Below are 14758 nucleotides of genomic sequence, written 5' to 3'. Positions count from 1 at the left end.
CTGTGAGACTTAGGTTAAGCTGTAGTTACTTTAGATATCTATTATTTAAATGTTTATAATTATTTTTAATTTCATTCCATTTATTCAAAAGAGCCGTTGTTTTTACATTAAATTCATTTCTACTATAGGCCTGGTTCGCGCCTAAAAAATGTGTAGCATTGGATAATGAATCTAGGTCATAAAATTCATTACCTATTGTCAAAGAAATCCGAGAATTATTGGCATGACAAGTTAATTTATCTATATGTCCTACAATTTTTTTAACCTCATTATTTTTGACGTAAAGCTTTAGTTGAAATTCTTTTGTATTATAAGTAAAGAAAGAACCAACATTATTTCTTGAATTTACAATAATAATATTATTTGGATCTATCATGACATTAAATTTTTTATAATTAATAAATAAAGTTGAGCCTTCAATATTTATAACTTGATAGTTATTATCTATAGTTGTAATATTTAATTCCTCATCTAGAGGAATTAAGCTAACTTCTTTAGTCAATGGATACATTTTATATAATGAAAATAATATTGTGGAATAATAAAAAGGTAGAAACCTATCTCCCATAGACATTAGATTTTTATTATTACTATTGAAATTTGGAATTTCAATATTAAATTTATTACAAATATTTTTTATATCTTTATTTATATGAGAATCACTTAAGTACTCATCTGGTAATCCGATCATATGACCAAATTCATGTACAGCAATTGGGAAGTCTTGATAAGAATCTTTATGCATGACCTCTATATTATTTCTGCCTTTAATTATTATTTTAGGCGGTATATTTAATGCTTCTTTGTAAGTAATATTAGGGTAAATATTCTCTTTTTTAATACGTTGATACAAGCCTAAGTTATTATAAATGGTTATTGGATAAAACTCATAACAACCCTTATTCACATAATTTTTTAATTTTTGAATAAGTTCATTTTCGCTACTGATTTGTAAAATGGATTGTAACTTGGTTTTTGAGTAATGAGTTATAGCTGAAGTATTTGACCATTGTCCAAAAGTTAACTTGTATCCTATATTCATAGCCATGCTTTTAGTAGAAGAGCTTGAATCTAAGGCTCCAGAATATAATACTACATTTCCACTAAAGCAATTAACACAAGAGCGTCCTGAAGCCATATTTTTAACTAAAATATTCCAACAATCTTTTTCATTGTCGGGGTCAGCTTCAATAATTTTAAATATAGGAATAAGTTTTTCACCATCTATATTTATAATAAACCTACGTGACCAGTTAGATTCTATTGTATTTTTCCAGTCATTCTTAAATTTTTCTTCTGTGTTAATAGGAGAAAGGACGGACCATCCTTTCTCAAATTTCCAACTAACATATAATATAATATACAGAATATTAGATTCTTTTTTGAGGTGATATCTTTTTTTTGTAAAATTACCCTCAGCAAACTCTTTATTTATTAATGTAGTCATTAATAATGCTCCTTTTACATTTTTAAGGTAAACTATCTGTGATCTGACCAATTATTAAATTATTAATATTGCTAATAACAGTTACCTATATTTTATTTATATTCATTGTTTATAGCTGTTATTTGTTTCAATTTGAACTAGATATACATTAACATTATTTATCTCACCTTGTTATATATAAATCAATGCACACAATCATTTTTTGACAAACCATGTCATATATGATGCAGAGTTTCTTGATATTTTATGGGGCTTTGTTGCAACTTAGTAAGTTTAATGCTTTATCTACCTTTATTAACTTTATAAGTTCACGTGAAATATCTTAATCAAGAAAATCATAGTTTTTAATTTGCTATTGAAATTTGCCGTTTTGAAATGGTAACACTTGGTTAAAAATGTTATCATTATGTTCCATGATTTTCTAAAATTTCTTTTTCAAGATGAATTCAAATACTAAAATTATTTTTGTAACTGGTGGAGTTGTATCTTCACTCGGTAAAGGTGTTACAGCTGCATCTTTAGCTACTCTTTTAGAAAGCCGTGGTTTAAATGTAACTATGCTAAAACTTGATCCCTATATTAATGTCGACCCTGGCACGATGAGCCCGCTACAGCATGGAGAAGTATTTGTAACTGAAGATGGTGCAGAAACTGACTTAGATTTAGGTCATTATGAGCGTTTCATACGTGCTAAAATGACTCAAGCAAATAATTTCACTACAGGTAAAGTTTACCAAAGTGTACTTAGAAAAGAGCGTAAAGGAGACTATCTGGGTGCTACTATCCAGGTCATCCCACATATTACAGATGAGATTAAAAATCGTATTTGTATGGGTATAGCTGATAATGTTGATGTGGCTATTGTAGAGATTGGTGGTACAGTTGGTGATATTGAGTCTTTACCATTTTTAGAAGCTATTAGGCAGCTAAGAATAGAGTTAGGTAGATCTAGAACTTTATTTGTACATTTAACTTTGTTGCCATATATAAGGGTAGCAGGTGAACTAAAAACTAAACCTACGCAACACTCTGTAAAAGAGCTAAGAGGTATTGGTATACAAGCAGACGTTTTAGTTTGCAGATGCGAGCAAGCTTTTGATGAGAGTGAGAAAAGAAAGATAGCTCTTTTTACCAATGTAAGCCAAGATTGTATTTTTATAGCAGAAGATGTAAAGACTATTTATGAAGTACCACTTAAGTATAATAAGCAAGGATTTGATGCTAAGCTGGTAGAGCTTTTATCTTTACAAGCTAAAGAAGCAGATTTGACAGAATGGCAAAATGTTGTTGACACTATTAAAAACGTCAATGGTGAAGTAACGATAGCAATGGTTGGTAAATATGTTTCATTAACAGAAGCCTATAAATCTCTTAATGAAGCCCTTTACAATGCTGGCTATAAAAAAGGTGTAAAGGTAAACATCAAATTTGTTGATTCAGAAACAATTACAGAGAATAACATAAATTCATCTTTTAAAGGTGTATCAGCAATCCTTGTGCCTGGTGGATTCGGTAGTAGGGGAGTAGAAGGGAAAATCACGGCAATAAAATACGCCCGTGAGAATGATATTCCATTTTTGGGGATCTGCTTGGGCATGCAGCTTGCTGTAGTCGAGTACGCTCGTAATGTTTTAGGTTTAAAAGATGCTCATTCTAGTGAATTAGAACCGACTACAACTAATCCAGTAATTGCTCTTATAGAGGAGTGGCAATCTGAAGATGGAACTATACATCAACGTAACAAAGAGTCTGATCTAGGTGGTACAATGCGTCTAGGTGTTTATAAGTGTATATTAAAAGCAAGTTCTCGTGCTAGAGAAATATATCAAGCAGACAGTATCATAGAGAGACATCGTCATAGATATGAAGTAAATAATAATTACGTTGAAAGACTTGAGCAAGTAGGATTAATTTTTTCAGGCAGATCAGAAGATGGTAGCTTAATGGAGCTTATAGAGATACCTCAGCACAGGTGGTTTATAGCTTGTCAAGCACACCCGGAATTTACATCGACACCAAGATATGGTCATAAATTATTTGAATCATTTATAGAGGCTGCTATAGAAATAACTAATAATTAATGCTTGTTTTGATATTTCGTGAATAAAAGTGCTATAATTCAAACTAATAAAATATTGGAGAAGTAAAATGAGTAAACAGAGAACTCTATCTATAATAAAGCCTGACGCTGTAGAAAAGAATGTTATAGGTGAGATTTATAGCCGTTTTGAAAAAGCTGGTTTAAAAGTAATTGCTGCGAAGATGAAGCATTTATCAAAAACAGAGGCAGAAGGTTTCTATGCCGTACATAAACAAAGACCTTTTTTTAGCGCTTTGGTAGAATTTATGATTTCTGGGGCAGTTATGATTCAAGTTTTAGAAGGTGAAAATGCAATAGCAAAAAACCGTGAGTTGATGGGGGCTACTAATCCTAAAGAAGCAGCAAAAGGTACAATTAGAGCTGATTTTGCAGATAGTATAGATGCTAATGCTGTACACGGCTCTGATAGTGAAGATACAGCAGCCCAAGAAATAAAATATTTCTTTAGTGATATAGAAATATTTAGCTAGTTTTGTATATCTGTTTTATTTTAGGAGGACAGTAGTTTATGAGTTGGTTAACTAGGGTAATAAGTAGGAGTCTAGGGTTAAATGCTCAGAAAAAAGATTTACCAAGCGGAGTATGGAGTCAATGTCCAAGTTGTCAGGTGACACTATATTCTGAAGAGTTAAATAATAATAAGTCAGTGTGTCCTAATTGTAATTACCATTATAGAATCTCTGCTAGACATAGGCTAGAGATATTTTTTGACCGCCACAGCGCTGTAGAGCATTTTGCTAATATAGAGCCTGTAGATATGCTTAAGTTTAAAGATACAAAATCTTACAAAGATAGACTGTCGCAAGCTCAAAAAAAGACCGATGAAAAAGATGCTTTGGTAGTTATGCAAGGAACGGTAGAAGGTTTTCCAGTCGTAGCAGCTGCATTTAACTTTATGTTTTTAGGGGGCTCTATGGGATCTGTAGTAGGTGAAAAATTTGTCCGAGGCGTTAAGCTTGCAATGGAGAAAAAAATACCATTTATATGCTTTACAGCAAGTGGTGGCGCTAGAATGCAAGAGTCATTATTTTCATTAATGCAGATGTCAAAAACTAGTGCTGCTTTACAGAAGTTATCTGAAGCTAAGCTACCATATTTAGTTGTTCTAACAGATCCTACCACTGGTGGGGTATCGGCATCTTTAGCTATGCTTGGTGATGTACATATAGCTGAGCCAAAAGCTTTGATCGGTTTTGCTGGGCCTAGAGTTATAGAGCAAACAGTGAGAGAGCAATTACCAGAAGGGTTCCAAAGAAGTGAGTTTTTGGTAGAAAAAGGTATGGTTGATATGATTGTAGATCGTAGAAACTTAAGATCGGAAGTAGCACAGCTAATCGATAAACTAATGCCAGAACTTACAAAAAACAATTCTTACGCTTTGGAGCATAAGCATACTGAGCAACCACAAGCTTAACAAGAAAGCTAAAAATGAGCGTTGAAACCAAAATAGCTAAAATTATGGCTAACGATGCTCGTAAATGCACTCTTACAGATATTTTATTTATTCTTAGTAGATTCAATTTTAACAAGAAATTTAAAGTTATAACTATAGCTGGGACTAATGGTAAAGGGACTACTGTAGCTATGCTTGAGGAGTTGCTTGTTGCAAATAATAAAAAAGTACTAAGTCATACATCTCCTCATGTTTTTAAATTTGTTGAAAGGATATCTTTGAATAAATGTCCTATATCAGATAGTCAGCTATTAGAGCTGTTAGAAAGGTTAGAAGAACTAACACCAGAATATAAACTATCTTATTATCAAATAGCTTTTTTGTGTGCTTGTTTGTATTCACAAAGGATAACTAGGCTAGATTATTTACTATTAGAGGTTGGTATAGGTGGTAGGCTAGATGCTGCTAATATGATTGACCCGGATATAGCAGCGATTACAAATATAGATTTTGACCATTGTGAAATTTTAGGGGATACTTTGGAAAAAATAGGCATAGAAAAAGTTGCTATAGCTCGTAAAGGTAAACCTCTATTTTTAGGTTCAACGATGCCTAATAGTGTTTATGAGTATGCAAATATTATAGAAGCTGTAATCTACGATAAAGATTATAATCCTAAAGCAAAGAACTGCTTTCGTGACAGCTATAATATAGCTATGGGAATAGCTGATTATTTACTAAGAAAAATGCAGATTACTTATATTCCTAAGCTAGAGGATATAAGAGCTAGAGCTCGTTTTAATATACTCAAAAATGACGAAATAAATAATAGTTATGTGGTAGTTGATGTTGCACATAATCCAGCTTCAGTAGAGTATTTATTTAAGCTTTTGAATAATAGGTTTGGTACTAAGGATATTAAATATGAAGCTATATTTGGTGTTTTGGCGACCAAGGATATAAATGCAATTGTATCTATTGCTAAAAAACACATCTATAAGTGGGAAGTTATAGACCTTAAAACTTTTGATGAAAGAGCTCTAAATGTAGATAATATAAAACAGGTATTTAGTAACCATGACATTTTGCGAGTTGAGTTTAATAAAGATCTAAGTAGTGTTTATTTGTCAAAAAAGAGTACTGTAACAGTAGTTTTTGGATCATTTGTATTGGCAGGAGAATTTACAAAAGAGTATGAAAAAAATAGCTTCTAATGAAAGACAAATGCTAAGTTTAGCTGCTGAGTATTCTAAAAGTTTACAGCCTGGTAAAACAATTTTCTTACATGGTGATTTGGGAGCAGGTAAAACAACTTTTGTAAAAGGTATACTAAAAGCATTAGGCTATAAGGGCAATGTGAAGAGTCCGACCTATACTTTGGTAGAGAGTTATGAGTTTAAAGATTTTAATATTTACCACTTTGATTTGTATAGAATTTCTGATCCTGAAGAATTAGAATGGGTTGGTATTAGAGATTACTTTAATGAAAAAAGTATATGTTTTATAGAATGGCCAGATAAAGGCAAAGATTTTTTACCAAAACCCTCTTCAAATATTTACATAAGATATCTGGTTGAAAGAAGAGAGGTAGAAATTTCTTAAATAATTAAGGTATATTTTTATGGAAATATTAAATATTACTATATATCATTACCTTAAATTGTCTTTAATTCCAGCTAAGTTAGAAGGGAAACTGCATGAAAGTTAAGTTTTTAATTTGTTTTTTAGGCTTGTTGGTCTTTGGATCATCTTACGCGACTTTAGAGAGTTGCTACCAGGATGGTGCGCAGGAGAAATATGGTCAAGCTTTGGAAAACTGCCAGCCATATGCTAAAAAAGATGCAAAAGCTACAACAATATTAGCTCAAGCATATATTCAGACAGACCAAGATAATAAACTTGCTTTAGAATACGCTTTATGGGTAGTAGATTTTTACAATAAAAATGGTATCCCAAGTAGTGGGGATGGTTTAAAAGTTTATTATAGCCTAATGTATTCAATAGGAGAGATGTATTATTTTGGAGCGGATGGTGTAAAAATTAACCGAGCTAAAGGTTTTGAGTATATCAAAAAATCAGCAGAGTTAGGATATATGGTTGCGCAAAACCAATTAGGGAATCTTTATGCTAGATCTGGAGGAAATCCGTGGCCTAATTTTGCTCAAGCATTTAAATGGTATAAATTAGCTGTGGCTAATGGAAGTTTAATGGCTAGAGATTCTTTCTTGATTAAAAAAGAAAGTAGCTTTGTGAAATTATATCCATACTGCGTAGCTCAGGCTAGAACGTTTATTGGTGATGCCTATATGTCTGGCACAGGAGGTTTACCAAAAGATGACGCTATAGCATTAGAGTGGTATAAGAAGGCTTATGAACTTAATCATGTATCACCAGTAGAAGTTGGGTTGGCAAAAGTATATTTGGCTAAAGGTGATAAAAAAACAGCTCTAGTATATACTAAACAGGCTATAACTCAGCCTTTTGCACCAGCTTTTGTTTTAGCTGCTGAGCTAACTCAAGATCCTGTGGAAAAGTACGCTTATTTATCTGTGGCAATTGATTTGTTCAAAAAACCTAAGAAGGATTATTGGAAACAGTTTAATGAGTATTGTATGCCAGACTTTTCAAAAAATGGTTTTAAAGATGCCCAAGCTAACTTAGCAGCAATTAAGTTGTCCGAAAGCCAGGTTCAAGCTGCCAAAGAAAAAGTAAAAGCAATAGAAAGTCAGTGGAAGACTATAGTGTCTTTAAAGGATTCTAACTAATTTTTATTCTTGATTCCTATTTTGGCTTGCCTATGGTTATAATTGGTAAATATGGATTTTATTAATGTTTGTATTCTGTGAAAAAGTTTTTTTCCAATAGTTTAATTATTTCTGGTTTATTGCTTGTATCAAAAGTACTAGGCTTTGTGCGGGATTTGTTATTGGCAACGTTTTTTGGAAGTAGTGGAGCGTTACAGGCATTTTTGGTGGCATTTAGAATACCAGAATTTATGCGTAAAGTTACATCCTCAGGCACTTTTACTCAAATTATTAATCCATATATTGATGGAAAAATCTCAGATGAGCAAAAAGAATTTATAGCAACAATATTGTATTTAATCGCTATAATGCTGATGTTTTTAATCATAGTAGGTTTAGGTTTTAGTAGAGTATGGGTTGATATATACGCTTATGGACTTATTTCTAATAATGAGATGTTACAGCTAGTATGGACGATGTTTATCATAATGCTACCGTACGTTTTATTAAATTGTACTGTTGGATTAGTAGCTGCAATCCTTAATAGTTATAGTAAATATATAATTTCTTCATCTTTTCCAATATTTTTAAACTTAGTAATGATAGGTGGGATAATAATATCTCCAAAGTTTAGTGTACCTATTTATATTGTGGCTTATAGTGTTTTACTAGCAGGATTATGTCAGTTAATAATAGCGGTATTTTCATTATCTATGCTCTTAGGTAGGATAAATATAACTAAGACGATACTTTTTGTGAAAAATATAAAAGCAAAGCTTTTCTTCAAAAAGCTACCTATGGCTTTTCTAGGGGCAGCAGTTTTACAAATTAGCTCACTTATAGAAACTTTTTTTGCTTCATTTTTATTATCAGGAAGTTTAGCATGGCTGTATTACGCTGATAGAGTTAACCAGTTTTTATATGGTATATTTGGTACAGCTATAGCTATGGCTATGATTCCATATTTAGTTAAATCTAAGAAAGATAATGCACTATTTTATAAAAATCTAGCTTTAGTAATAAAAGTTATGTTTCTGATGGTAATACCAGCTATTATTGGGCTATCAATATTAGCTAAACCTATAGTTATAACATTATTTTATTATGGTAAGTTTAGTTTAAACGATGTGAATTTCACATATTTAGCAATGCTTGGGTATTTACTTTCATTGTTTTGTTTTGTTTTTATCCGCGTCATAGTTTCTGCTTTGTATGTTCAAAACAAAGCAAATATTGTTTTTTGGATTAGTCTATTTATTTTGATTTGTGGGGTTGCGCTTGATACTTACATAATACGCCTGTACAGTCATGACAAATACGCTTTTGTGTATTTAGCTGTTGTTAGCTCAATAACAGCTTTAATAAATATGGTTATCCAAATATTGATACTTATTAGATTCAATTTTAAGCTATTTGTTGATGTTTTCTTGCCATTTAAATATTTGCTAAAGATAGCTGTAGCCTGTGTTTGTATGGTAATGACATTAAAGTTATTTAATTTGACTGATGATTATTGGATTAGTTTAACAATGTTTGGTAGACTCAAGAATATATTAATGATTATATTATTTGGCGTTTTGGTGTATGTAAGCGTAATATTTGTTTTACGCTTAAAAAAAATGCTAGTATTAGATAATTAGCCTACCTAAGAATGTTTGGTTTGGCTGATTTTAACTATTTAGGACTAACATGTACGATCTTAAAAATGTAATGAACCTTAGAGGTATTGAGAGGGAGACTTTACGTATTTATAGTGATGGTAGCTTAGCTTGTTCTGGACACCCGCAATCTTTGGGTCATAAGCTTACTAATAGTAGTATCACGGTGGATTTTTCAGAAAACCTTCTAGAAATAATAACAAAACCACACAAAAATATAGATATAACATTGCATGAGCTTACTACCTTGAGCGCTTTTACTTTGCAAAGTATGTCTAAGGAAGAGTTTATTTTAAATACTAGTATGCCATTATCAGCAACAGAAGCACAAATAAAAGAAGCTGATTTTGGTGACTCAAATTCTGGTAGGATGAAACAAGTGTACCGTAAAGGGTTAACTGCTCGTTATGGTAAGATTATGCAGATTATAGCTGGGATCCATTATAATTTTTCATTTGATAAAAGTTTGATTCTAAAAAAGGCAATTGAGCTTGGGATATCAAATTCAGATGTTTATTTCGGGGTTATAAATAATTATTTTGAATATATGTGGTTATTGCCATATCTATTTGGAGCAAGCCCTATTTGTGCAAAAACTTCTGTCAGGAAAAAAACAGAGTATTTGGTAGATCTGGATGAGGAATTTTATGTTGGAGAGTTTTCAACTAGTCTTAGGATGAGCGATCTTGGTTACACCAGCCCTGCTCAAAAAGATCTTAATATTTCGTATGACAATGTTAAAGCTTATGTCAAAGATATGTTAAATGCAACAGCTCAAGAATTTAAACAATATAAAGAAATTGGGCTGTACAATGAAAAGGGTGAGAGAATACAACTTAACGAGAGTATTTTGCAGATAGAAAATGAGTATTACAGCCCTATACGACCTAAGCAAATAACAAAAAGATGTGAAAGGCCTGCTTTTGCTTTATCTAATAGAGGAGTAGAGTATATTGAGGTTAGGGTGCTTGATGTTGATCCTTTTGATAAAAATGGGATTAGTAAAAACACATCACTGTTTGTAGAGGCAATGCTAATGACCTGTTTAATGCAAGATTTTAAAGGCTATTCTCAAAGGCAGATCAGTTTAGGTAAACAAAATCTCACTAATGTTGCTATACAAGGGCGTAAGCCTAATTTAGAACTAGTTGACCCTGTTGGTGAAAAAGTTCTATTAAAAGAATATGGCTTAGCTTTATTTGGCAAAATTGAGATTGTAGCTAAGCAAATGGGGCAAGAGTATCTAGATGCGGTACTACTTGAGAAACAAAAAATTTTAGATGCTTCCAAAACTCCTTCAGCAAAAGTTGTGGAGTTGGCAAAAGAATTTGGATATAAAAACTTGGTGCTAGAAATCTCTAAGCAAGCTTCAGATGACTTTAGAAAGGTCACTTTAACGCAAAAAGAAAGAGAAACATTGCTTGATCAAGTTAAGCAGTCAATAGAGGCAGAAAAGAGTTTAAGAGATAATGATACAATTCATTTAGATGAGTACATAAGTAGGTATTATGGAACTGTTGCAAACTAAAATTATACTATGCTAATTGCGTTAAAAATATTCTCAAAATGCTCATTTACTATATGTAAACTGTGCTTTTTCAAATGTTTTTGCCTAATTTCAACTTTCAATAGTACCATTATAAGTCTGTAAGAGTGTGGGAGATTGTTGCTGATAAATAAAAAAAACCAGCGAAAGCCGGTTTAAATTGTTTAATAGAATTTGTTAGATAGTATGTATATATTATACTTTTTTAAGAGCACCAAATCTTTTGTTGAATCTGTCAACACGTCCTGCTGTATCCACAACTCTTTGCTTACCCGTATAGAATGGGTGACACTCAGAACAAATATCTATATTCATAGCTTCTTTAGATATAGTTGATCTAGTTGTGAAGCTGTTACCGCAACTACAAGTTACTTTAACTTCTGTATATTTAGGATGAATTTCTTGTTTCATTATTTATTTTCCTTATTTTTGTAAACTTTGACATCGCCACTTAGACTATCTCATCTAAGCACCATATCCTAATAAAAGTAGAATAGCACAAAGATTTTAGCTTAAATTATTAATAGTATCAAGCTTAATTGGAGGAAATATATTTCTCTCGGCGTACACTTTTAGCTTCAAATCCAACATTTGTAAGTATTTCGTAAGATTGATCAATCATGTTTGGGTTACCACAAACATAGATGACATCTTTTTCTGGATCTAAGTCAATTTTTTCAAATTGCTGTTGAACGTAACCAGAAACTTCATAGTCTTTTAAATCCTCTGTTTCTCTACTTAGGCAAAGTGTAAAATTTATGTTATTGTGCTTTTTTGCGAATTCTATAAAATCATTTTGGTATAGAGCATCTTTGCGATATTGCACACCTAATAATATGTGTATTTCAGTAGTTTCAGCTCGCTCTAGTAACTCTGGGAACATTGATCTATAAGGAACAATACCAGTACCAGTACCTACAAGTATTAGTTTTCTAACCTCTTCATCCTTTAGGACAAGCCTTCCCGCAGGTCCCATAGCAGCAGCAGTATCACCAATTTTCATATTGAAAAAAAACTCTGAAGCTGTACCACCTTTGACATGAGTTATCCCTATTTCTAGAAGCATATTGTCAGAAGGTAGTGATCCTAAACTATAACTTCTACGCTTTAGGTTACCCTTGTCATCTTTTAAAAGAAAAGTGATAAATTGTCCAGCTATAAAATTAAGTGGTTTTCCATCTGTTCTTTTAAAAACAAAATGTCTTACATTATTAGTAATATCTTTGAATGATACTAGTTCTAGATCAAATTTTTCTAATGCCATGATATTTAGCTTATTGTGTATATTTGCAACAGCTATAATTGTATAATAAATTTATCTCGATGATAAGTTTGTATTTTAAATATGTTTAGGTATTTTTATGTATTTTTGATTACACTAATATTGGTAAATACAGCTGTAGCTAAGATGACTCAAGAAGCTGTTGATAAAGTGTATACAAAACCAATAGTTCTTGAAGATAAACAAAAAATAATAAATATTAGTTTGCCAGTAGATTCAACAGATGGATATAGATGGTTTTTGGTATCCCCTGATTATGATTATATAAGAGCTGTTAGTTTTGTCCATAAAAGTGTGGATATGAAAAACTCAGAATATGGGTCTACAGATAACTTTAAATTTAGGTTACAAGATAGCTTTAAAAAGGTTCCACAAAAGATAGTTCTACATTTTGAATGTTTTAAGCTATTTGGTGAGGATAATCCAATAATTAGTAAAGATATTGTGATATTATCAGCTTTAGACTAAAAAGGAGATAAAAAGATGTTTATGGTTTGGTTAGTATTTTTATTATTACTTGTTGTTGTATTGCTAGGTTTTTCGATAAGTCTTGTAGCAACACAATCTGTAAATATTATAGAGAGATTTGGGAAATTTGTAAGGATTCAAAAGGCAGGCCTTAATTTTAGAATTCCATTTATAGAAATGGTAGCTGGTAGGGTTAGCTTAAGAGTGCAACAGTTAGATATAATAGCTGAGACTAAAACAAGGGATAATGTATTTGTACATATGAAAGTTTCGGTACAATTTTTAGTGGAAGAATCTCGAGCTGTAGACGCATTTTATAAGCTTACAAATGCTAGAGCGCAAATGGAGTCGTATGTCTTTGACGTGATTAGGTCATCTTTACCACGTATGAGTTTAGATGAGTCTTTTGAGAATAAAGATGCTATAGCTTTAGATATCAAAAAAGAGCTTTCTGAGGAAATGAGTACTTATGGTTATACAATAATTAAATCTTTAGTTGTTGATATAAATCCAGAAGAAAACGTAAAACGCTCTATGAATGAGATTAATGCCGCCCAAAGGCAACTTGAAGCTACAAAAGCAAAAGCAGAAGCCGAAAAGCTTATAAAAATAAAAGAAGCTGAAGGTCAAAAAGAATCGATGAAGCTACTTGGTGAAGGTATTGCTGAGCAACGTAAAGCAATAGCTAGAGGCTTAAGAGTTTCTATAGAAGATGTTAAGGAAGGTACTGACGGTAGTATATCTTCTGAGTATATATCTTCACTTGTGATGATGTACCAATATTTAGATAGAGCCTTTCCACTTAACTGTGTAAATTCACTTACATGAATCTCTGAATTCTATGCTCAAACTCGATAGCGAAATAAGGCATAGCCTCATTCCAATATTTAACAGGCATAGACCATTTTTTAGTCAAATAATCTATAGCCAAGTACAAAGATTTGAAAACAGAGTCATCTTTAGGAAATAGCTTTTTATTCTTAATGACTTTCCTAAACTGGCTATTAAGCGATTCAATCGCATTAGTAGTGTAAATAACTTTACGAATTTTTGGAGGATATTGCAAGAATACAGTTAAATTATCCCAATTATTTATCCATGACTTTGAAATTAAAGGATATTTAGTATCATATTTATTTGCAAAGTTATCAAGCTCAGATTGAGCTATTGCAATGGTATCAGCATCATATATTTTCTTTAACTCTCTAGCTACCTCTTTCTTGTCTTTATATGGCACATACTTAAGACTATTACGAATTTGATGAACGATACAAAGCTGATGCTTTGTCTCAGGGTATATAGCTTGTATAGCATCAGACATGCCTTTTAAATTATCAGTACATGCTATAAATATATCCTGTAAGCCTCTATTCTTTAATTCAGTAAAAACACTAAGCCAATATTTAGCACCTTCATTTTGACTGATCCAAAGACCTAATACATCCTTATGACCAGTTAACGATATGCCAAGAGCCACATACACAGCTTTATTAATAATATGCTTGTCTTCTCTAACTTTAACGACTATACAGTCAAAAAACACTATTGGATAAACTGACTCTAAAGGTCTATTTTGCCATGCTTTAACATCATCAATAATAGCTTCTGTAACATCACTTATAAAGCTTGTACTTATCTTTGTATCATATAACTCAAATAACTGTTGTTGGATATCTGTAGTACTCATACCTTTAGCATACAAAGATATAATTTTTTGGTCTAAGCCGTTTATCTTGGTGACTCTTTTGGGAACTATTTGAGGTTCAAAGTCACTATCTCTATCTCGTGGAACTGATATTTCCAAATTACCTGTGTCTGTAGCTAATGTCTTGTTACTATAGCCATTCCTAGCATTTGATGAATTAGTCCTTTGGTGTTTTGAATAACCAAGATGACTATTCATTTCTGCATCTAGTGCTTTTTCTAATAATCGTTTTGTTAGTTGCTTTAGCAAACCATCTTTCTCAAACATTTGATTAATATCAACACCTGAATCTATTATTTGATCTGCAATAGCTGTGTAAATATCTTCTGACTTCTTATTCTTAGACATTGTTTCTATCCTTAATATTTCGCTAGAAATAATCTAGCAGGTTAATTAAGAATTTACACATTTATT

The 14758-nt window shown here is 31.8% G+C and carries 14 protein-coding genes; 10 read left to right on the top strand and 4 right to left on the bottom strand.

Annotated elements, in window-relative coordinates; genetic code table 11:
• Nucleotides 1–25 precede the first annotated feature (25 nt).
• Complete coding sequence (locus E3E15_RS06885) at nt 26–1447, bottom strand: hypothetical protein (RefSeq protein ID WP_172107080.1); 1422 nt, start codon at nt 1445–1447, stop codon at nt 26–28.
• A gap of 440 nt (nt 1448–1887) precedes the next feature.
• Between E3E15_RS06885 and E3E15_RS06880 the strand changes: the two genes are divergently transcribed.
• The 8 genes from E3E15_RS06880 (at nt 1888) to gshA (ending at nt 10871) form a co-directional block, all read left to right on the top strand.
• Entirely contained in the window at nt 1888–3528 is a 1641-nt protein-coding gene (locus E3E15_RS06880) for a CTP synthase (RefSeq protein WP_172107079.1), read from the top strand.
• 67 nt (nt 3529–3595) lie between these two features.
• Complete coding sequence (gene ndk, locus E3E15_RS06875) at nt 3596–4018, top strand: nucleoside-diphosphate kinase (protein WP_172107078.1); 423 nt, start codon at nt 3596–3598, stop codon at nt 4016–4018.
• A gap of 38 nt (nt 4019–4056) precedes the next feature.
• A complete protein-coding gene (accD, locus tag E3E15_RS06870) occupies nt 4057–4962 on the top strand; it encodes an acetyl-CoA carboxylase, carboxyltransferase subunit beta (protein ID WP_172107077.1) in 906 nt (301 codons plus the stop codon).
• A gap of 14 nt (nt 4963–4976) precedes the next feature.
• A complete protein-coding gene (locus E3E15_RS06865; protein ID WP_172107076.1) occupies nt 4977–6155 on the top strand; it encodes a bifunctional folylpolyglutamate synthase/dihydrofolate synthase in 1179 nt (392 codons plus the stop codon).
• Nucleotides 6136–6543: a tRNA (adenosine(37)-N6)-threonylcarbamoyltransferase complex ATPase subunit type 1 TsaE gene (gene tsaE, locus E3E15_RS06860; RefSeq protein WP_245313659.1), complete on the top strand. Its 408-nt coding sequence runs from the start codon at nt 6136–6138 to the stop codon at nt 6541–6543. The genes E3E15_RS06865 and tsaE overlap by 20 nt, the downstream gene beginning before the upstream one ends.
• Nucleotides 6544–6638: 95 nt before the next feature.
• Nucleotides 6639–7706, top strand: a complete 1068-nt coding sequence (locus E3E15_RS06855) for a tetratricopeptide repeat protein (RefSeq protein WP_172107075.1) — start codon at nt 6639–6641, stop codon at nt 7704–7706.
• Nucleotides 7707–7783: 77 nt separating this feature from the next.
• A complete protein-coding gene (murJ, locus tag E3E15_RS06850) occupies nt 7784–9325 on the top strand; it encodes a murein biosynthesis integral membrane protein MurJ (RefSeq protein ID WP_172107074.1) in 1542 nt (513 codons plus the stop codon).
• Between the two features lie 49 nt (nt 9326–9374).
• A complete protein-coding gene (gene gshA, locus E3E15_RS06845) occupies nt 9375–10871 on the top strand; it encodes a glutamate--cysteine ligase (protein ID WP_172107073.1) in 1497 nt (498 codons plus the stop codon).
• A 213-nt stretch (nt 10872–11084) separates the two neighbouring features.
• On the opposite strand, the gene rpmE is transcribed toward gshA, so the two are convergent.
• Entirely contained in the window at nt 11085–11300 is a 216-nt protein-coding gene (gene rpmE / locus E3E15_RS06840; protein WP_172107072.1) for a 50S ribosomal protein L31, read from the bottom strand.
• Nucleotides 11301–11424: 124 nt separating this feature from the next.
• On the bottom strand, nt 11425–12153 hold the full coding sequence (locus tag E3E15_RS06835) for a ferredoxin--NADP reductase (protein ID WP_172107071.1): 729 nt from the start codon (nt 12151–12153) through the stop codon (nt 11425–11427).
• A gap of 81 nt (nt 12154–12234) precedes the next feature.
• On the opposite strand from E3E15_RS06835, the gene E3E15_RS06830 reads away from it, so the two are divergent.
• A complete protein-coding gene (locus E3E15_RS06830) occupies nt 12235–12639 on the top strand; it encodes a hypothetical protein (protein ID WP_172107070.1) in 405 nt (134 codons plus the stop codon).
• A 15-nt stretch (nt 12640–12654) separates the two neighbouring features.
• On the top strand, nt 12655–13467 hold the full coding sequence (locus E3E15_RS06825; protein WP_342589346.1) for an SPFH domain-containing protein: 813 nt from the start codon (nt 12655–12657) through the stop codon (nt 13465–13467).
• Here the strand turns inward: E3E15_RS06825 and E3E15_RS06820 are convergent.
• Nucleotides 13460–14692 (bottom strand): IS256 family transposase, encoded by a 1233-nt coding sequence (locus E3E15_RS06820; protein ID WP_172106156.1) that lies wholly within the window; start codon nt 14690–14692, stop codon nt 13460–13462. The two genes, E3E15_RS06825 and E3E15_RS06820, sit on opposite strands and share 8 nt — an antisense overlap.
• Nucleotides 14693–14758 lie beyond the last annotated feature (66 nt).

Origin of the sequence: Allofrancisella frigidaquae, from assembly GCF_012222825.1 — a bacterium.
GTDB classification, from domain to species: domain Bacteria; phylum Pseudomonadota; class Gammaproteobacteria; order Francisellales; family Francisellaceae; genus Francisella; species Francisella frigidaquae.
Note: the sequence above shows the minus strand (reverse complement) of the source record. Positions and strands in the feature narration are given on the sequence as shown.

What these genes read in the sequence shown, in the direction of transcription:
- E3E15_RS06885 (WP_172107080.1), bottom strand. Translation starts at nt 1,447, where the DNA reads ATGACTACATTAATAAATAAAGAGTTTGCTGAGGGTAATTTTACAAAA.
- E3E15_RS06880 (WP_172107079.1), top strand. Translation starts at nt 1,888, where the DNA reads ATGAATTCAAATACTAAAATTATTTTTGTAACTGGTGGAGTTGTATCT.
- ndk (WP_172107078.1), top strand. Translation starts at nt 3,596, where the DNA reads ATGAGTAAACAGAGAACTCTATCTATAATAAAGCCTGACGCTGTAGAA.
- accD (WP_172107077.1), top strand. Translation starts at nt 4,057, where the DNA reads ATGAGTTGGTTAACTAGGGTAATAAGTAGGAGTCTAGGGTTAAATGCT.
- E3E15_RS06865 (WP_172107076.1), top strand. Translation starts at nt 4,977, where the DNA reads ATGAGCGTTGAAACCAAAATAGCTAAAATTATGGCTAACGATGCTCGT.
- tsaE (WP_245313659.1), top strand. Translation starts at nt 6,136, where the DNA reads ATGAAAAAAATAGCTTCTAATGAAAGACAAATGCTAAGTTTAGCTGCT.
- E3E15_RS06855 (WP_172107075.1), top strand. Translation starts at nt 6,639, where the DNA reads ATGAAAGTTAAGTTTTTAATTTGTTTTTTAGGCTTGTTGGTCTTTGGA.
- gshA (WP_172107073.1), top strand. Translation starts at nt 9,375, where the DNA reads ATGTACGATCTTAAAAATGTAATGAACCTTAGAGGTATTGAGAGGGAG.
- rpmE (WP_172107072.1), bottom strand. Translation starts at nt 11,300, where the DNA reads ATGAAACAAGAAATTCATCCTAAATATACAGAAGTTAAAGTAACTTGT.
- E3E15_RS06835 (WP_172107071.1), bottom strand. Translation starts at nt 12,153, where the DNA reads ATGGCATTAGAAAAATTTGATCTAGAACTAGTATCATTCAAAGATATT.
- E3E15_RS06830 (WP_172107070.1), top strand. Translation starts at nt 12,235, where the DNA reads ATGTTTAGGTATTTTTATGTATTTTTGATTACACTAATATTGGTAAAT.
- E3E15_RS06825 (WP_342589346.1), top strand. Translation starts at nt 12,655, where the DNA reads ATGTTTATGGTTTGGTTAGTATTTTTATTATTACTTGTTGTTGTATTG.
- E3E15_RS06820 (WP_172106156.1), bottom strand. Translation starts at nt 14,692, where the DNA reads ATGTCTAAGAATAAGAAGTCAGAAGATATTTACACAGCTATTGCAGAT.